Source organism: Streptomyces violaceoruber, assembly GCF_033406955.1.
GTDB lineage: Bacteria > Actinomycetota > Actinomycetes > Streptomycetales > Streptomycetaceae > Streptomyces > Streptomyces violaceoruber.
Genome location: NZ_CP137734.1, coordinates 7,150,717 through 7,167,657 on the forward strand (window position 1 = coordinate 7,150,717; position 16,941 = coordinate 7,167,657).

The window sequence follows — 16,941 nt, forward strand, 5'->3', positions numbered from 1 at the left end:
CGAGGTGGGACGGGGTGGCTGTGCGACCCGGATCATCCGGAGCGGCGACGGCCCAGCAGGAAGGCCGCGGCACCCAGCGCGAGCAGGCTTGCGGAGGGGCGGGTGGGCCGCTGGCCGCCCATCGCGTCGGGGGTGCGCGGCTCGTGGATGTTCAGTGCGAACTGACGGTTGGCCACGTCGGAGAGGACGCCCCGGACCTGTTCGGGACTGGTGACGGCGGCCAGCAGAAGCTCCATGGAGTTCCGGGCGAACTGGTTGCGGCCGAGGAACTCGCGGCCCAGCGCGAAAAGGATCTTCGGCACCTCCCCCTGGAACACCTCGGGCAGCGTGATCTCGGGAGCCAGGCACCGCACCGAACCGTCGAGGTTCGCGAAGGACTTGCCCAGCAGTGAGACGGCCGGCGGCGAACCGATCCCGCGCTTGGTCGCCTTGGCCAGCACGGTGGTGAGCGCCACGCCGAAGTTCATGTCCTCCAGGGAGAGATGGGAGACCTTGGGCACGAACGCGGCCATGTCGGCGGCGAACGCGGGCATGTTGGCCCACGGTGTCACCCGGCCCATCTCCGCCCAGTGCTGCGCCAGACCGGCCCCGTCGTTCTGCGCCAAGGTCATGAACAGCGGCAGCAGCTGAAGACTGGTCCTGCGGTCCAGGCGGCCGACCATGCCCCAGTCGATCAGTGTCGCGGGTCCGCCGGGAGCGGCGAAGACGTTGCCGGCGTGCGGGTCGGCGTGGAAGAAGCGATGGACGAAGTACCCGTGGTACATGAACCGCAGCAGGTCCTTGCCGATCTCCACGCGCTCGTCGTCCGTGAAGTGGGCGCGGTCGACGTGCCGCACCGACTTCCCGTCGGCCAGCGACTGGACGAGGACCCGTGGGCTGGCGTGCAGTACCCGGGGCACCTCCAGCGAACGGAACGACCGGACCTGCCCGCGGGCCTCGTCCATGTTGCGGGCCTCGCCGGTGAAGTCCAGCTCCGGCTCCATGGCGTCGAAGACCGAGCCGAGCATCGCCTCGATGTCGATGACCTCGTTGAACCGGGGAGCGACACGGGCCACGATCTTCGACGCCCGGCGCATCAGGGCCATGTCCGCGAGTACGCCCTCGCGGATGCCCGGTCGCTGGATCTTCACCACGGCCGCGCGCCCGCCGGGCAGCGTCACGCGGTAGACCTGGGCGAGGGACGCCGCCCCCAGCGGGGCGACGGTCTCGATGTCGTCGAAGCGCAGCTTCCAGTCCGCCCCGAGGTCCCGGGCCAGTACCGGCTCGAACTCCGAGAACGGCTGGACGTCGACCTCGTCGTGCAGGTTCTGGAGTTCGTCCCGGATGGACTGGGGGACCATGTCGGGCCGGGTGGAGAGGACCTGGCCGAGTTTCACGTAGAAGGGACCGAGGCTCTCCAGGGCATGCCGCACCGCCTTGGCGCGGCGCTGCTCCGCCCCGGCGGTGGCCTCGGCCGCGGACCCGGCGGAGCCGACGAGGCCCTCCGCCGGGGACCGCGTGTCCCGCTTCGTACGCCTGCGCAGCCGGGTCGCCTGTCCCACCTCGTCGGCCACGAGGCTGCCCAGAACCCTGACCACGAGACGCAGCCGATCGCCGACGACAGACGTCATCGTGTGTGATCCTCCTCAGATCGGGACCCGGGTGCGGAACGGCGGTCGGCGTGCATCACGGAGACGGCCGGGCGGGACGGTGGCACGGCCGGTCAGCCCGGGGTCGAGGACTGTCCGCCCTGGGACGGCTTTCCGCCCGGCCCCTGCTGACCGGTCAGGCCTTGCAGGGCCGCCAGCCCTTGCTGACCGGCCTGGGCCGGCAGGTTGGTCAGGTTCTGCAGGCCCTGGACCGCCTCGAGGAGCTTGGGCAGCACCTGGAGCAGCTGGGTGAGCTGGGCCGGCAGCGCCATCAGGTCGCCCGCCCCGCTCGCCGCGTGTCCGAGGCCTCCGGCCAGCTGACCGAGCCCGCCGAGCGCGCCGGCCGCGCCGCCGACCGCGGCGAGCGGATTGGCCGCCCCGCCCAGCGCGGCCAGGGGGTTGCCCGCCCCGCCCAGCGCGGCCGCGAGCGGGTTGCCGCCGCCCGCGGCACCGGTGAGCGCGGCCAGGGGGTTCTGCGCTGCGCCTGCGATGTTCCCCAGCGGGCCCGCGGCCCCCGCGGCGAGGCCGGCGAGCGGGTTGCCGGCCGCGCCGATCCCGCCGAGGGCGGCCAGCGGATTGGTGACACCCGCGAGCGCGGTCGCCGGGTTCACGGCCCCGGCCAGTGCGGCGAGGGCGTTCGGGGGCAGCCCGGCCAGCGTGCTGACGGCGTTGCCGGAGTCGCGCGACGATCCTGAGCCGCGCGACGATCCAGAGTCGTCGTCCCGGTTCAGGAGGTCGTCGAAGGCCTCCTTCCAGCTGTCGGTCATATCACCGACCAAGTCCTTGAAGATGTCTTGGACGTTCTTGCTGTTGCCCATGAGTGGGGTCCCTTTCCGTTTCTCTGCGATGGGAGAGGTGCGGTTTCCGGGTGTTATCGGGCGCAGCCTTCCAAGGCTTTCGCGCAGACGTTCTTCAATCGTGCGCGGCCCCTGGTGAAGGCGGCTTCGGCCGCCTTGACGGAGATGTTGTGTATGCGGGCGAATTCCGCAGTGGAAATACCCTTGGCGCGGGCGAGTATGACCTCTTGCTCACGCCCCCGCAGGTGTTGTACCTGGCCCAGAAGCCATCTGCCGAAGTCCTCGTCGCAGACGTCCTCCTCGGTCGTACCCGGGGTTTCCGCGAGCGCCGCACGCTGGAGGAGTCTGCTGCGACGCTCCATGTCACGGTAGAAGTCGATGCAGAGGCGAAGCGCCACGGACGTCAGAAAGGCACCGAGTCGATTCCTGTCCAACGCGGCGTGGGCGGCTGCCCGGGCCATGGTTTCCTGAACGCAGTCCTCGGCGTCCTGAAAACTTGGTAGTCTTCGCCGAACCAGCCGCATGAGGCGGTCCTGATGCTGGAAGATTTCTTCCCAGGAGCATTCAGCGGGCGATTGGCAGGTGAAATGTCGCACCATCGTGGATTGCAGCCCGTTGTCTCTCGGATTGAGCAGGGAGAACCGCGGCCGATTTTCCATTTGTTCGGCCATGTGGATTTTCTACCCGAGGCCCTGGAGCGGCAAACCGGAATACGCACCTCCGCCGGTCGGCAGAAATGTTTTTCCGTGCTCATTTCCGAGGAGCGGGCCGCCGTGCCCAGTCGCGGTTCCAGTTGCGCCACATGTCCCGTACGGTCTGGTGCACCTGGGAGCTGCCGGCGCGCAGCTCGGTGGTGTACGCCTGGACCGCTTCCTTGCCCACCAGCCGCGCTCCGCCGGTGAAGTAGGAGCCCCGGACGTGCTGCGGTGAGCGGTACTTGCCCCACAGCAGGATCTTCATCAGCGGCCAGAGGGTGAACACCCCGGACGGGCACCGGTCGTCGGGGTCCAGGGTGCCCCACACCGCCGGGACCAGTCCGCTCTCGCCCAGCAGCTCGTAGATGCGTGCGATCGTCTGCTCCTTCGTCAACTCGCCCGCACGATAGGCGAGTACGGCGTCCCGCGACTGGTCGAACATCCGCTCCACCCAGGGGTTGTCCATACCCTGGAGACCTCGGTACGGCGGCTGCTCCAGCAGGTCGAAGCAGGCCGGGTCGTGCGTCTTCTCGAACGTCACGGCGACCTGGTTCTGGGCGTTCGTGCCGTACAGCGTGGTGATGGTCCACACGCGGTTCCAGGCGTTCCACAGGTCGAAGTCGTCGAACGCGATGTAGCTGCAGGACACCAGGTCGTCGTAGAACCGGAACATGCGCTTGGTCCAGTGGTCCAGGTACGCGAACCGGGCGGTGTCGAAGTCGTCCTTGCGCACGGCGTCGATCAGCCGGTGGCCCAGGGCGTTGAGCGCCATCACGGTGACGGCGAGTCCGCTGGAGAAGAGCGGGTCGATGAAGTCACTGGCGTGCGGCAGCAGGCACCACCGGTCGCCGACGACCTTCTGCGAGGCGAACTGGGTACGGTCGGTGGAGACGTACGGCCGGACCGCCCGCGCCCGCTCGAACTGCCGGGCCACACTGGGGAACCGGCGCACGTACTGCCAGAACTCCTCCTCCGCCGAGACGTCCTCCGGCCGGGGGTGCTGGTCGAGATCGAGGTTGATGCCGACACTGCACAACTGGTTCGTGCTGGTCGACTGGTTGTCGAACGGGATGACCCAGAACCATCCGCCCGGGAACATGTGGTGGAGCGTCCCCTGGCTGAACGGGCTGGGCATGCCGTGCTGTGCCCGCGAGGGCGCCACGGCGTCGAAGGGGCGCACGTCCACCATGTGCGTGAAGATCGTGCGCGACCTCGTGCGGTAGGGCGGTTCCTGCCGCAGCCCGAGGCGCTCGGGCAGGACTGCCCGCATGCCGCCGGCGTCGACCACGTACGAGGCCCGGAAGGTGCCCCGGTCCCGGGTGACGAGAGTCGCGCCGTCCTCCTCGAACTTCACGTCGTCGACCATGGTGTGGGTGTACGCGGTCACGCCGTAGGACACGGCGACGTGGAACATGTACGCGTCCACGTCCTGCCGGAAGTAGTGCGAGTCGGGACCGAGCGGAGGTCCCCAGGTGGGGTACTGGGTGCACTCGTCGGGCCGTGTGGGCTCGCCTTCCCGGTGGTAGATGAAGCTGAAGTTCCGCTTGACCCCGCTGTTCGACGACACGTGGCGGCGCAGTGCCGCGTTGGTCGCCAGGTGATCGAGCTCGGGGACGTCGTAGCGGCGGGCCAGGACCCGGAGCCCGAACGTGGTCTCGGGGACCGTGGACTCTCCGATGGCGAACCGGGGGTGGCCGCTGCCTTCGAGCAGCAGCACCCGCACGCCGTGACGTGCGAGTACGGTCCCCAGCATCGTCCCGCCGATGCCGCCTCCTACGATGGCGACATCGAAAACACGCTGGTCTTCTTGCATGTCTGCGGTTCCTTTCGCGACGGGAAGAGCGAGTCGCCGGGCTCCCCGGTCACCGGTGGGTGACCGGGGAGCCCGGCAGCACCCGGCGCAGCCCGCAGGCCACCACCCGGGCGGAGAAGGACAGTGCGAACCGGGGGGTGGGCGCCAGTCCGGCCAACAGGCGGCGGTCACCGGGCACCTGCCGCTCGCCGCGCCCGGTGACGTCCAGCCACACGCCGAAGTGCAGCAGCCGCGCCTCGGGTCCGGCGTCCCGGGCGGGGAACGGCCGCATGTGCTCGCGCACCGCACGCGTGAGGGTCATGCGCCGCACCGTGCCCACCTGGTGCCGGGCCAGGAAGTGGTCGAGCAACTGGGCGGAGCGGTACGGGAATCCACCGCGACCGAGCGGAGTGCGCCCTACCAGCCCGGCGTCGTGGAACGCCGCGGCGGCCAGCAGGCCGCCCCGGTCGTAGGCGATCCCGTGGGTCCGCGCACAGGCGTCGGCCAGCAGGAACGTCCGCAGAGAGTGCACGGCGAGGTGGGGAGGCAGGAGCCGGCACATCTCCTGCAGTGCGGCGCCCGCGAGGGGGTGCCCGAGCAGCTCCGCGAGGGCCGGGCGGCCGAGCAGAGGCTGCCATGCCTCGGGCAACGCCTTCGGCGGATCGGAGTGTGAACTCGCCCCGCTCCCACCGGGATCGGGAACCTCCGGCATCTCAGGCCCTGCGGCCATGACTCAACCCCCCTTGCTTCACGACCCATTGGCTGTGTCCGTCTCATCTGTCTTTACGCTCGGGCCGCCTCCGCCCCCCGCCCCTCGTTGCGCAACGCTTCGTCCACGTAAGCGCGTTGGCGCGCAGCCGACGGCGCGCGACACCGGTAACGCGCTCCGGGCGTACGTTCCGGCCGTCCATTCGGAAGCCGTGCCTGTTCGAATGAATGAGCCCTACTCATCCGTTGTGGCGGTGCGGGAGCGGGTGACGGTCAGAGGGATGCGCCCTGCGCTCCCACTGGTGGCAGATTTCTGTAGTAAACCTCGTGAGGTGCGGGGAGTGTTCAGGGCAGGACCGAATCTCGCCTGTGCTGAAATGCGGTGTTGGTATGGTCAGTTTCCCGATCGCCGAAGATCTGCGACTTCCGGCGGAAATCGATGCGTCGGCTCTGCCGGATGCTCCCGAAGGCCCGCCCGAGAGAATTCTGCTGACGGGAGCCACGGGATTCCTCGGCGGTTTCCTGCTCGCCGATCTGCTGGATGCCACCGACGCTCGAATCCATTGCCTGGTGAGAGCGGAATCGGCCGGTGAGGCCCGGGAGCGGCTCGCCGGCCAGTTACGCGCCCGGAATGTTCCGGAGCACCACATGTCCCGGATCGACGTCGTGCCCGGCAGCCTGGCGAAGCCGCGGTTCGGCCTGTCCGACGAGGAGTTCTCCGACCTCTCGCGCGGCATCGACGTTATTTACCACTGCGGTGCTTGGGTCAATCTTCTGGCCAGTTACCCGATCCTGCGCGGCTGCAATGTGTCGGGGACCCTGGAAATCCTGAGACTGGCGACCAGGACCCGCCGAATTCCCGTGCACTACATCTCGACGATGGGGGTGATTCCGGCGGCCCGGGAGGCCGGGACCGGTGTCTCCGGTTACTGCGCCACCAAATGGGTCGCCGAGCAGTTGGTCGCGCAGGCCGCGGACCGCGGATCGCCCACGATGGTGCACCGGCCCGGGGTGATCCTGGCGGACTCGCGCACCGGCCTGGTGGGGAAGTCGGACTGGTTCGTCCACCTGACGACGGCGAGCATCCGCGCCGGCTGCGCCCCCGACCACCCCGGTCTCCTGCCGGTGGGCACGGTCGACTTCACCAGCCGCGCCATCGTCGAGCTGTCCCTGAGCCGGCGTGCCCGAGGACAGGTGTTCCACGTGATCGATCCCGAGCCGCTGCCCTTCCGGTCGTACTTCCAGGGCTTCGCCGACGCGGGCGTCGACCTTCCGCTCGTTCCGTTCGACACCTGGCTGGAGCGGCTTCGCGACCTGGGCGACGAGGTCCCCCGCAGCACCCTGCGGCTGGCCGGCGAGACCCTCCGGCAGATGATCCCGGCCCCGGGGCAGGACACCGCCGGCCCCGCCGCGGCCTCCGCGCACCGCGCCCCGCCCGTGCTCGACTCCGACTACTTCCGCAGGATGCTCGCCTTCCTGAACCGCGACGCCGTGCTGCCCGCCCGGTGACCCACACGCGGTCCTCTCCTCCCCTCCCTCCCGTGCACCCTCCCCGCACCTCATCAGCTGGAGTTTCCGCATGTCCCCTTTCACCCTGGAAGACCTGACGGCGATGGTGGCCGAGATCGCCGGCGCCGAAGCGGCCAGGGCGCTCTCGGAGCAGCCGGCCGACGCGCCCTTCACGTCGTTGGGGTTCGACTCGATGGCCGTCATCGAACTGGCCGAGCGGATCCAGGAGCGCTACGGCGTTCCCATCCCGGACGAGGCGGTGCACGACCTGCGCACCGTCCGGCGGACCCTCGACTACGTGAACGGCCGGGCCGCCGTCGCCGCGGCGGACGGAGCCCGCTGATGGCCCGGGGTGCGGGGCGGCTGACCGGCATCGGCGTCTACCGCCCCGGTGGTCTGCTCACCAGCGCCGAACTCGACACCAGGTTCGGTCACGAGGACGGCTATATCGAGCAGATCACCGGAATCCGGACCAGGCTGAAGGCCGACCCCGACGACACCTTCGTCGAGATGGCCGCGCAGGCGGCGGACAAGGCCCTGGCCCACGCGGGCGTGCTCGCCGAGGACCTGGACTGCGTCCTGTTCTCCTCCGCCAGCAGCGTCGGCCAGGCATCGTGCCGGGCCGCCAGTCTCACCCACCGCATCGGCGCCGGCCGGGCCGGCGGGTTCGACCTCAACGGCGGGTGCGCCGGGTTCGGTTACGGGCTGACCCTGGCGTCCGGACTCATCGCCGCACAGCAGGCGCGTCAGATCCTGGTCGTCGCCGCCGAGCGGCTGAGCGACATCACCGACCCCGACGACTGCGGGACCGTCATGGTCTTCGGCGATGCCGCCGGGGCCGCGGTGGTCAGCGCAGCCGAGCACCCCGGGATCGGACCGGCGGTGTGGGGAACCCACGGCCCCGGTGAGCCCTGGATGACCAGCGCCCCGCCCAAACCCGGTGCCGCCCGCCCGTACATGCACATGGACGGCACCCGGGTGGTCCGCTGGTTCGGTTCGCAGATGCCGCAAGTGGCCCGGGACGCACTCGAGGCGGCCGGGCTCACCTGGGACGACATCGGCGCCTTCGTGCCGCACCAGTGCAACGGGCGGCTGATCGACGCGATGGTGCGCCGACTGCGCCCGCCCGAGCACGTGGCGATCGCCCGCAGCATCGTCACCGACGGCAACACCAGTTCGGCGTCCATCCCGCTGGCCCTGGAGTCGCTGCTCGCCTCGGCCACCGTACGGCCCGGCGACAAGGCGCTGCTCCTGGGCTTCGGCGCCGGGCTGACCTGGTGCGCCCAGGTGGTCGAACTTCCGTAAGGAGCACCTCATGAACGTCACGTCCGCGTCCCCCGCGGTCGACCTCGGGCCCGCCGGCGAACCCGAAGCCGGTGTCGTGCCCCGTCCCCTGTCCCGTCTGTCCGACGCCGATCTCGGCACCCTGCTGATGATCCGCCACTTCGAACTGGCCGTCCTTGAGCTGTTCTCCCAGGGCCGGCTGCACGGCACCACGCACACCTGCCTCGGCCAGGAGTACATCCCCGTCGCGCTCTACCCGCTGCTGGACGAGGGCGACTACGTCTTCAGCAACCACCGCGGGCACGGCCACTACCTGGCCCGCTTCCACGACCCGCACGGTCTGCTCGCGGAGATCATGGGGCGGGCCGGTGCCGTCTGCCACGGCGTGGGCGGCAGCCAGCACATCTACCGCGACCGCTACCTGTCGACCGGCGTACAGGGCCAGAGCCTGCCCGTCGCCGTGGGAGTCGGGCTGCACCTGAAGCAGGCCGAGCCGGGCCGGATCGCGGTGGTCCACATCGGCGACGGCACCTGGGGCGAGGGCGCCGTGTACGAGGCGCTCAACATGGCGCAGCTGTGGCAGGTCCCGGTGCTCGTCGTGGTGGAGCACAACGGGATCGCCCAGTCGACACCGACCGAGCGGCAGATGTCCGGCACCGTCGCGGCCCGGGCGGCGGCCTTCGGCGTCGGCCACCTGCGGATCGACTTCGTGGACGTCACCGACGTACGGGCCGCCCTCACCCCCGTGGTCGAGCAGGTCCGCGACCGGCACCGGCCGTACGTGGTCGAGTGCGTCACCCACCGCGTGGGCCCGCACAGCAAGGGGGACGACACCCGCCCGGCCGAGGTCCGTGAGCGAGCCGCCCGGCACGACTGGTACCGCCGCTACCGACAGGACCGTCCCGCACAGTTCGCCGCCGCCGACCAGGCACAGGCGGAGGCCGTCGCCGCCGTCGTACGAGAGGTCGGCGCGCGTCCGGCGTCCCGATGGGAGGCCCGATGACCAGGCGCCAGCGCGTGGCCGAGAACCTCAACAGCGCACTGCACCACCTCCTCGGCACCCACCCCGGCACGTATCTGATCGGCGAGGACGTCGCCGACCCCTACGGCGGGGCGTTCAAGGTGACCCGGGGGCTCTCCGACCGCTTCCCGGACCGGGTGCTGTCCTCGCCGCTGAGCGAAGGCGGCATCGCCGGCGTGGGCGCGGGCCTGGCCCTGGCCGGCAACCGGTCCGTGGTCGAGATGATGTTCTCGGACTTCGCCGCGCTGGCCTTCGACCCGCTGCTGAACTTCGCCGCCAAGTCCGTGTCCATGTACGGCCGCAGGGTCCCGATGAGCATGGTCGTCCGCTGCCCCACCGGCGGCAACCGGGGGTACGGTCCGACGCACAGCCAGAGCCTGCAGAAGCACTTCCTCGGCATTCCCTCGCTGCACCTGCGGGAAGTCTCCCCGTTCCACGACAACCGGCGCGTACTGACCGCGATGCTCGACCGCGAGGAGCCCGGGGTGCTCTTCGAGGACAAGGTGCTCTACACCCGCGCCATGTACCAGGCGGGGGTCGTGGACGACCTCTTCCGCTACGAGGTGCTGGCCGATCCCAGCGAGACCGCCCGGGTGTTCGCGCCGGACTGCGGGCCCCCCGACTGGATCGTCCTGGCCCCGGGCGGGCTCACCGAACGGGCCGTCACCGCCCTGCGCACCCTGCTCCTCGAAGAGGAGATCACGTGTGAACTGCTGGTGCCCTCCCAGCTCTACCCCTTCGACAGCAAGGCGCTGCTCCCGGTGCTGTCCCGCGCCGACCGCATCTGTGTCATGGAGGACTCCACGGCCGACGGGACCTGGGGCGAGCTGCTCGCACAGCAACTCCACGAGGAGCTGTGGAGCCGACTGGCCCGCCCAGTACTGCCGCTGAGCGCCGAGCCGAGCATCGTACCGACCGCGGCGCACCTGGAGCACGGCGTGCTGCTCCAGCCGTCCACCATCCACCGCGCGATCGTGGAGGCGACGAAGTGATCGGCATCGAGCTGCCCACGCTCAACACGAACGACTCCAGCTACACCCTGGTCGAGTGGCTCGTCCCCGACGGCGGCAGCATCGAGGGCGAGGAACCGCTGGCGGTCGTGGAGACCTCCAAGGCCAGTGAGGAGATCGAGAGCACCGGCCCCGGAATCCTGCACGTCCTCGTCGGCGGCGGCCAGGAGTGCAGGCCGGGGCAGACCATCGCCTACCTCTTCGAGTCGGCCGAGGAGCGCGACTCCTACCGGGCGTCGGCCGCCACCCCGGCGGCGGCATCCGCACCCCCCGGCGCGGGGCCGAGCATCACCAACGCGGCCCGTGCGCTCGCCGACCGCCACGGCGTGTCCGAGGCCGAGCTGCGCGGTCTCGGGCGCACGGTCGTCCGTACGGCCGATGTCGAGGCCCTGGTGCGGCGGGCCGCGTCGGCGCCCGCCTCCCCCGGGCGCCAACTGTCCAAACGGCAGCGGACGGTGGGGGCGGTGGTGACCGAGTCGATGCGGACCGTTCCGGCCGCGGCCGCCTACGCCAAGGTCGACGTCGGACAGGCGGAGGAACTGGCCCGGCAGCTGTCCGAGCGCACCGGCAGTTTCGTCTCGCTGCCCGTCCTGCTGATCAAGGCGGTGGCGCGCCGGCACGCGGCACATCCCCTGATGTTCGCCGCGCTCACCGACGACGGCGCGGTGCGCGAGAGCGAACGGGCCCATGTGGGCGTCACCATGGACGCCGGCCGAGGTCTGTACACCCCGGTGGTGCACGACGCCGCCGAGCTGAGCGGCGACCGGATCGCCGACCTGCTGACCGGCTTCCGGAGCAAGGCGTTCCGGGGCACGTTCCAGGCCGCCGAACTCACCGGGGCCAACATCATGGTCGCCCCGCACACCACCGAGGGCATGGTCCTGGCCACCCCCATCGTCTTCCCCGGCCAGACCTGCGTGGTCTCCGTCGGCGCCGTCGACGACCAGGTGCTCCTGGACGCGCAGGGCGCTCCTCGCACCCACCGGTTCGTCCACCTGGGCCTGGTCTACGACCACCGGGTGGTCAACGGCAGGGACGCGATGGCCCTGCTCAAGGACGTCAAGGAGGAGCTGGAGGCCCCGGCCGCGCTCGGCTGACCGCCGCCCCGCCGCCCCGGAACCCCACCACGGAACCCACCACCGCGGAACCCTCACCGCGGAACCCCACCACACGGCACCCCACCACCCCCCGGGGTACCGCCCGTCGGACTGAAAAGGACACCCCTGACATGACCACCGACACCACGCCCCACAGCCGCGCCTACGACCTGCTCGCCTCGGTTCTCTGCAACAAGTTCGAAGTGCCCTCCGAGGCCATCGTCCCCACCGCGACCTTCGAGCAGCTGGACCTCGACTCGCTGGCCGTGGTGGAGCTGTTCGTCGTACTCACCGAGGAACTCGGCATCGAAGTGCAGGACGGCGAGGCCGACCCGGACCTCACCCTGGCCGGCGTGGCCGACCTCATCGCCGAGGCCGTCAAGCCGTGACCGGCGCCCGTCCCGACGTCGCCGTCACCGGGATCGGCCTGGTCACTCCGGCCGGCACCGGCCGCGAGGCCACCTGGGACGGCGTGTGCGCGGGCCGCCCCACCGCCCGGCACGTCCCCGAACTCAAGGGCCTCCCGGTCGACTTCGCCTGCCTCGTACCGGACTTCTCCCCTCGTGATCACGTCCCCGGCTCACGCCCCTGGCAGTACGACCGCTTCACCCAGTTCGCCCTCCACGCCGCCCTGGAGGCGGTCTCCGACGCCGGTCTGGACCCGGCCGACTGGGACGGGGACCGCGTCGCGGTGGTCTTCGGCAGCTCGGCCGGCGGCACCGGCACCATGCTGGACCAGCACCGCAAACTGCTGGAACTGGGCACGGCACGCGTCTCACCGCTGCTGCTGCCGATGTTCCTGCCCAACATGGCCACCGGACAGCTCACCATCCACCTGCGGGCCCGGGGCCCGGCGCTGTGCACGGTCACCGCCTGCGCCTCCGGCGCCACCGCCATCGGCACCGCCCTGCAACTCCTGCGCTCCGGGGCCTGCGACATCGCCGTCGCGGGCGCCTCCGACGCGGTCGTACAGCCCCTCTGGGTCACCGGCTTCGACCGGATGGGCGCGCTGTCCCGGCGCGGCGACGACCCGCGGGCCGCCTCCCGGCCCTTCGACACCGCGCGGGACGGCTTCGTCATGGCTGAGGGCGGTGCGGCCCTGGTCCTGGAGCCGGCGAGTGCGGCCCGGGCCCGCGGACGCCCCGGCTACGCCCTGCTGGCGGGCTACGGGGCATCGTCCGACGCCCACCACCCCGTGGCACCCGACCCCGAGGGCAAGGGCGCCGCCCTCGCCGTGCGGCGGGCCCTCGACGACGCCGGCGCCCGCCCCGCGGACGTGCAGCACATCAACGCGCACGGCACCAGCACGCCGCTCAACGACGCCGCCGAGGCCCGTCTGATCCGCCGCCTCTTCCCTCACCAGCCCTCCGTGACCTCGGTCAAGGGCACCCTCGGCCACCTGCTCGGCGCGGCCGGAGCGGTCGAAGCGGCGATCACCGCCCTGTCCGTGGCCCACGGCCGGGTGCCGCCCGTGGCCAACCTGGAGAAGCAGGAAGGAGACGCCGAGATCAACGCCGTCACCGGCACCAGCCGGGCGCAGCCCGTCGACCTCGCCCTGAGCCATTCCTTCGGCTTCGGCGGCCACAACGCCGTACTCGCCTTCAGAAGCTGCCCCACCGAACCGGCCCGGGAGCCGGCCGCTCCTTCACCGTGAGCACCTTCGGGCGGCGCCGTTCTGCAACGAAAGGGAGAAGATCGTGAGTTTCCTCAATCCCCGTATCCCAGGCGTCAACTCGGACGACGTCGTCACGGACATCACCGAGGCGCCGCACCGCTTGGGCGCGGTCGTCCAGGCCGGCGGGGCGCAGGTCATCGCCACCGTCGACGTCCAGGCGGGAGAGGACGACTGGAACACCCCGCCGAGCGAGGAACATCCGCGCCCGGTGGTCCTCGTGCACGGCACCTTCGGCAACCGCGGCTACACGTGGAACACGGCGGTACCCCTGTTGCGGCGACACGGCCACCGTGTCTTCCGGCTCGACTACGGCCAGCACGGCAACCCCTTGATCTTCGGCCTCGGCGACATCAAGCACTCCGCCCGGCAACTGGCCGACTTCGTCGACGAGGTCCTGCGTCGCACCGGCGCCCAGCAGGTCGACCTCGTCGGCTTCTCGCAGGGCGGCATGATGCCGCGCTACTACCTCAACGCGCTGGGCGGCGGGCCCAAGGTGCACAACTTCGTCGGCATCTCACCCAGCAACCACGGCGTCACCGCCCAGGGGCTGATGAACCTCGCCCGCCAGATCCCCGGCGCGGTGGAACTGCTGGAGCAGGGTGCCGTCGGGGAGGTCGTGCCGGCCTGGCCGCAACTGCAGCACGACCACCTCTTCCAGCGGGAGCTGGCCGATCTCGGCGAGACGACGGAGGGCGTCCGCCACACCGTCATCGCCACCCAGTACGACGACGTGGTCACTCCGTACACGTCGTGCGCCCTCGCGAAGACCGAGGGCTGCTACGTCAACAACATCGTCCTTCAGGACATCGACCCGGACGACCACACCCCGCACGTGAGCATGCCCTACAACGCCACCGTGCTGAACGAAGTCCTCAAGGCCCTGGCCGACTGAGCCCTGCTGCCGTCCAGGAGGACGCGGGCGACCAGCGCGGGGTCGTCGTTCATCGGGACGTGGCCGCAGCCGGGCAGCCGCACCAGGCGGGCCCGCGGAATGGCGTGCTTGGCGCGTATGCCCTGCCGGGGCAGGAGCAGCCGGTCCCGGTCGCCCCACGCCACGGTGACGGGGACGCCGGGCACGTCGTCGGTGAACAGCACGCTCCGTCCGGCCCGGAGCGTCTCGGAGAACCCCGGCGCGTGTGCGAGCGCCAGCGTCTCGGCGACGACCGCCTCGGGGGAGCGGCGGCCGGGACGGGCGTAGATCGTGCTCGTCAGCGCGGTGCGGCCGACCGCGGTGCGGGACAGCCGCTCGACCAGTGGGAGGGGCAGGCTCCGGGCGGTCCGGCGCATCCCCATCAGGACGCCGAAGGCGTAGCGCCGCTCGGCCCGCGTCCAGAAGCCGGCCGGGGACAGGGCCGTCACCGACCGCACCAGGTTCTCGCGGCCGAGCCCCAGGGCCAGCAGTCCGCCCAGCGAGTTGCCCGCGACATGGGGACGGTCGAGGCCCAGTGCCCCGCAGAAGGCGCCGAGCACCGCGTTCGTCGTCGGCAGATCGTGCGGCAGCCCCGGCGGCAGCGCGGACGACTGCCCGAACCCCGGCAGGTCCACGGCTATCACGTCGCGTTCGGTGGCCAGGATGTCGACCACCGGGTCCCAGGCCTGCCGGTGGTGACCGATGCCGTGCAGCAGTAGCAGCGGCTCGCCGGCGCCCACGCGCGCGTAGGCGAGCGTGATGTCGCGCGGACCGTGAGCGGTGGGGGCCGTGAAGGAAAGCGTTGCGGACATGGGGCTCCTTGTCGGGAACGGGTGTTCCGGGAACGCGCGTGCGATGGCTTCGGGTAGACAGCTTGTCAGCAATGGCTACCGACGGGTAGACCCGGTGTCGGGTACGAGCGGTTCCGTCTGGACAGCACCGGACGCGTCCGCTGGGATGGAGCGGTGACCACCGACACCGCGACCGACGTCTTCGAAGAGCACCGGCCCGTCCTCCTGGGCGTCGCCTACCGGATGCTGGGCCGCCTGGCCGACGCGGAGGACGTGGTCCAGGAGGCGTGGCTGCGCTGGTCCGGTGCCGACCGCGCCGCGGTGCGCGAGCCCCGCGGGTACCTGGTGCGCGTCACCACCCGGCTCGCCATCGACCGGCTGCGCCAGGTCAAGTCGCGCGGCGAGACGTACGTGGGCCCGTGGCTGCCCGAGCCCTACGTCACCGACTTCGGGGACGCGGTGCCGGACACCGCCGAGCGGGCCGTCCTCGCCGACTCCGTCTCCCTCGCCGTCCTCGTCGTCCTGGAGTCGCTGTCGCCGCTGGAACGGGCGGTGTTCGTCCTCAGGGAGGCCTTCGGCTACCCGTACGCGGAGATCGCCGCCATGCTGGAGCGCGGCGAGGCCGCGGTGCGCCAGCTCGCCGGACGCGCCCGCAAGCACGTCGACGAGCGGCGCCCCCGCTACGACGTCGACCCGGCGCAGCGCCGCGACCTCACCGAGCGCTTCCTCGCCGCCGCTGCCGAGGGTGATCTGGCCGGCCTGCTGGCCACGCTCGCGCCGGACGTCCGGCTGGTGGGCGACAGCGGCGGCCGGTCCAAGGCACCGCTGCGTGTGCTGGAGAGCTCCGACAAGGTGGGCCGCTTCCTGCTCGGTGTCGCGCGGCAGGGCGTTCCGGACGCCACCTTCCACTTCCTGGAACTCAACGGCGGCCCGGCCCTGCTGGTCCGCTCCGGCGGCAAGCCGGACTCCGTCGTCCAGGTGGACGTCGTCGACGGCCGCATCCAGTCGATGTACATCATCCGAAACCCGGACAAACTGGTATCACTGGCCGGCGTTCTCTGACCCCGCCCCGTCTTCCCTGCGGCATCTCACGGCCCCGGACCCGTCCCGCGACGGGGGCCGGGGCCGTTCCGTCGCGGGATTGGTCTTGACCAAGGGGGTGGGGCGTTTTATGGTCGCAGAGAACTGCAACAACCTTTAATAAACAAGGGCGTCAAAACGCCGCCGGACCACGGCGATTGCGGAGGACAGGGTGGGGACCACGCAGTTGGAATCGGTGCCGGAGCCCAAGTACTGGCACCTCAGGACCGTGCTCAGCGAGGCGCTGGACTCGGAGTTCGAGGTGGGCGAGATACTGCCCAACGAACGCGATCTCGCCGCCCGCTTCGGCGTCGCGCGCGCGACCCTGCGCCAGGCCCTGGAACAGCTCGAGCTGGAGGGCAGGCTCCAGCGCCGCCGGGGCGTCGGTACGACCGTGGCGCCGCCACGCGTCGGCGTGGCCGTCGGCACCCGGGAGCACGCCTGGCCCGGGACGGCCGACGACGCCTGGCAGCCGGCCGACTGCGTCCTCGCGGCACCTCCCGCGGCCGTGGCCGACGCCCTGGAGACCGACCGCGACGAGCCGGTCCACACCGTCCGCCGCTCCCGCGTGAGCCACGGCCAGCCCGTCGCCGCGGAACTGCTGTACGTCCCGGCGTCCTCGGTGCCCGACCTCACCGCCATCGACGCGCCCGCCGGCCCCGCACGCGCGCGTGCCGTCCTGCGTGAACTGCAGCGCGGGGACCTGGAGCGGCAGGAGAGCGCCGTCGAGCTGGGCTCGGCCGGCGCGGAGGACGCGAAGGAGCTGGACCGCCTCCCGGGCGCGCCCGTCCTCGTCGTCACCACCCGCTACCTCGCCGAGGGCCGCACCGCCGCCCTCTCCGTCGCCACCTACCGCGCGGACACCTGCCGGCTGACGTTCGGCGACTCGGGCGACGTCGAGATCCACCACGGCCCCGAGACCCGGGCCTCCTGACCGACCCGCC

Annotated in this window: 18 protein-coding genes; 11 read left to right on the forward strand and 7 right to left on the reverse strand. The window is 71.2% G+C overall.

The genetic code is table 11. The features are described 5' to 3' along the window. Window positions 1–32 precede the first annotated feature (32 nt). The 6 genes from R2E43_RS32075 to R2E43_RS32100 form a co-directional block, all read right to left on the reverse strand. Window positions 33–1,610 carry an ABC1 kinase family protein gene (locus R2E43_RS32075; RefSeq protein WP_003977553.1) on the reverse strand — a complete coding sequence of 526 codons (1,578 nt, stop codon included), beginning with the start codon at window positions 1,608–1,610 and terminating at the stop codon, window positions 33–35. A gap of 92 nt (window positions 1,611–1,702) precedes the next feature. Continuing rightward, a complete protein-coding gene (locus R2E43_RS32080) occupies window positions 1,703–2,446 on the reverse strand; it encodes a hypothetical protein (RefSeq protein WP_319230759.1) in 744 nt (247 codons plus the stop codon). A 53-nt stretch (window positions 2,447–2,499) separates the two neighbouring features. Further along, on the reverse strand, window positions 2,500–3,096 hold the full coding sequence (locus tag R2E43_RS32085) for an RNA polymerase sigma factor (protein WP_319230758.1): 597 nt from the start codon (window positions 3,094–3,096) through the stop codon (window positions 2,500–2,502). 79 nt (window positions 3,097–3,175) lie between these two features. Then, entirely contained in the window at window positions 3,176–4,933 is a 1,758-nt protein-coding gene (locus R2E43_RS32090; protein ID WP_003977556.1) for an NAD(P)/FAD-dependent oxidoreductase, read from the reverse strand. A gap of 49 nt (window positions 4,934–4,982) precedes the next feature. Beyond that, window positions 4,983–5,642: an HD domain-containing protein gene (locus tag R2E43_RS32095; protein WP_332056790.1), complete on the reverse strand. Its 660-nt coding sequence runs from the start codon at window positions 5,640–5,642 to the stop codon at window positions 4,983–4,985. Window positions 5,643–5,965: 323 nt separating this feature from the next. After that, a complete protein-coding gene (locus R2E43_RS32100; RefSeq protein ID WP_234308109.1) occupies window positions 5,966–6,184 on the reverse strand; it encodes a hypothetical protein in 219 nt (72 codons plus the stop codon). Between R2E43_RS32100 and R2E43_RS32105 the strand changes: the two genes are divergently transcribed. The 9 genes from R2E43_RS32105 to R2E43_RS32145 all read left to right on the forward strand — a co-directional run bounded on the left by R2E43_RS32105 (window position 6,158) and on the right by R2E43_RS32145 (window position 14,108). Next, window positions 6,158–7,129: a thioester reductase domain-containing protein gene (locus R2E43_RS32105; RefSeq protein WP_240804702.1), complete on the forward strand. Its 972-nt coding sequence runs from the start codon at window positions 6,158–6,160 to the stop codon at window positions 7,127–7,129. The genes R2E43_RS32100 and R2E43_RS32105 overlap by 27 nt on opposite strands. 70 nt (window positions 7,130–7,199) lie before the next feature. After that, window positions 7,200–7,472 (forward strand): acyl carrier protein, encoded by a 273-nt coding sequence (locus R2E43_RS32110; protein ID WP_003977559.1) that lies wholly within the window; start codon window positions 7,200–7,202, stop codon window positions 7,470–7,472. After that, entirely contained in the window at window positions 7,472–8,434 is a 963-nt protein-coding gene (locus R2E43_RS32115) for a ketoacyl-ACP synthase III (protein WP_011027685.1), read from the forward strand. The genes R2E43_RS32110 and R2E43_RS32115 overlap by 1 nt, the downstream gene beginning before the upstream one ends. A gap of 10 nt (window positions 8,435–8,444) precedes the next feature. Next, entirely contained in the window at window positions 8,445–9,416 is a 972-nt protein-coding gene (locus R2E43_RS32120; protein ID WP_332056791.1) for a thiamine pyrophosphate-dependent dehydrogenase E1 component subunit alpha, read from the forward strand. Beyond that, a complete protein-coding gene (locus R2E43_RS32125; RefSeq protein WP_030866043.1) occupies window positions 9,413–10,426 on the forward strand; it encodes an alpha-ketoacid dehydrogenase subunit beta in 1,014 nt (337 codons plus the stop codon). The genes R2E43_RS32120 and R2E43_RS32125 overlap by 4 nt, the downstream gene beginning before the upstream one ends. Beyond that, window positions 10,423–11,541 carry a 2-oxo acid dehydrogenase subunit E2 gene (locus R2E43_RS32130; RefSeq protein ID WP_332056792.1) on the forward strand — a complete coding sequence of 373 codons (1,119 nt, stop codon included), beginning with the start codon at window positions 10,423–10,425 and terminating at the stop codon, window positions 11,539–11,541. Before R2E43_RS32125 ends, R2E43_RS32130 begins: the two co-directional genes overlap by 4 nt. A 131-nt stretch (window positions 11,542–11,672) precedes the next feature. Next, entirely contained in the window at window positions 11,673–11,930 is a 258-nt protein-coding gene (locus tag R2E43_RS32135; protein ID WP_003977563.1) for an acyl carrier protein, read from the forward strand. Next, on the forward strand, window positions 11,927–13,195 hold the full coding sequence (locus R2E43_RS32140) for a beta-ketoacyl-[acyl-carrier-protein] synthase family protein (RefSeq protein ID WP_191848772.1): 1,269 nt from the start codon (window positions 11,927–11,929) through the stop codon (window positions 13,193–13,195). Before R2E43_RS32135 ends, R2E43_RS32140 begins: the two co-directional genes overlap by 4 nt. Window positions 13,196–13,238: 43 nt before the next feature. Next, entirely contained in the window at window positions 13,239–14,108 is an 870-nt protein-coding gene (locus R2E43_RS32145; protein WP_003977565.1) for an alpha/beta fold hydrolase, read from the forward strand. Here R2E43_RS32145 and R2E43_RS32150 read toward each other — a convergent pair. Beyond that, window positions 14,060–14,938, reverse strand: a complete 879-nt coding sequence (locus R2E43_RS32150) for an alpha/beta fold hydrolase (RefSeq protein WP_168715470.1) — start codon at window positions 14,936–14,938, stop codon at window positions 14,060–14,062. The two genes, R2E43_RS32145 and R2E43_RS32150, sit on opposite strands and share 49 nt — an antisense overlap. Window positions 14,939–15,091: 153 nt before the next feature. On the opposite strand from R2E43_RS32150, the gene R2E43_RS32155 reads away from it, so the two are divergent. Both R2E43_RS32155 and R2E43_RS32160 read left to right on the forward strand, forming a co-directional pair. Continuing rightward, window positions 15,092–15,979 carry an RNA polymerase sigma-70 factor gene (locus R2E43_RS32155; RefSeq protein WP_003977567.1) on the forward strand — a complete coding sequence of 296 codons (888 nt, stop codon included), beginning with the start codon at window positions 15,092–15,094 and terminating at the stop codon, window positions 15,977–15,979. Between the two features lie 190 nt (window positions 15,980–16,169). After that, window positions 16,170–16,931, forward strand: coding sequence for a GntR family transcriptional regulator (locus R2E43_RS32160; protein ID WP_003977568.1), 762 nt, complete (start codon window positions 16,170–16,172; stop codon window positions 16,929–16,931). Window positions 16,932–16,941 lie beyond the last annotated feature (10 nt).

What these genes read in the sequence shown, in the direction of transcription:
- R2E43_RS32075 (WP_003977553.1), bottom strand. Translation starts at nt 1,610, where the DNA reads ATGACGTCTGTCGTCGGCGATCGGCTGCGTCTCGTGGTCAGGGTTCTG.
- R2E43_RS32080 (WP_319230759.1), bottom strand. Translation starts at nt 2,446, where the DNA reads ATGGGCAACAGCAAGAACGTCCAAGACATCTTCAAGGACTTGGTCGGT.
- R2E43_RS32085 (WP_319230758.1), bottom strand. Translation starts at nt 3,096, where the DNA reads ATGGCCGAACAAATGGAAAATCGGCCGCGGTTCTCCCTGCTCAATCCG.
- R2E43_RS32090 (WP_003977556.1), bottom strand. Translation starts at nt 4,933, where the DNA reads ATGCAAGAAGACCAGCGTGTTTTCGATGTCGCCATCGTAGGAGGCGGC.
- R2E43_RS32095 (WP_332056790.1), bottom strand. Translation starts at nt 5,642, where the DNA reads ATGGCCGCAGGGCCTGAGATGCCGGAGGTTCCCGATCCCGGTGGGAGC.
- R2E43_RS32100 (WP_234308109.1), bottom strand. Translation starts at nt 6,184, where the DNA reads ATGGATTCGAGCGTCGGTGGCATCCAGCAGATCGGCGAGCAGGAAACC.
- R2E43_RS32110 (WP_003977559.1), top strand. Translation starts at nt 7,200, where the DNA reads ATGTCCCCTTTCACCCTGGAAGACCTGACGGCGATGGTGGCCGAGATC.
- R2E43_RS32115 (WP_011027685.1), top strand. Translation starts at nt 7,472, where the DNA reads ATGGCCCGGGGTGCGGGGCGGCTGACCGGCATCGGCGTCTACCGCCCC.
- R2E43_RS32120 (WP_332056791.1), top strand. Translation starts at nt 8,445, where the DNA reads ATGAACGTCACGTCCGCGTCCCCCGCGGTCGACCTCGGGCCCGCCGGC.
- R2E43_RS32125 (WP_030866043.1), top strand. Translation starts at nt 9,413, where the DNA reads ATGACCAGGCGCCAGCGCGTGGCCGAGAACCTCAACAGCGCACTGCAC.
- R2E43_RS32135 (WP_003977563.1), top strand. Translation starts at nt 11,673, where the DNA reads ATGACCACCGACACCACGCCCCACAGCCGCGCCTACGACCTGCTCGCC.
- R2E43_RS32150 (WP_168715470.1), bottom strand. Translation starts at nt 14,938, where the DNA reads ATGTCCGCAACGCTTTCCTTCACGGCCCCCACCGCTCACGGTCCGCGC.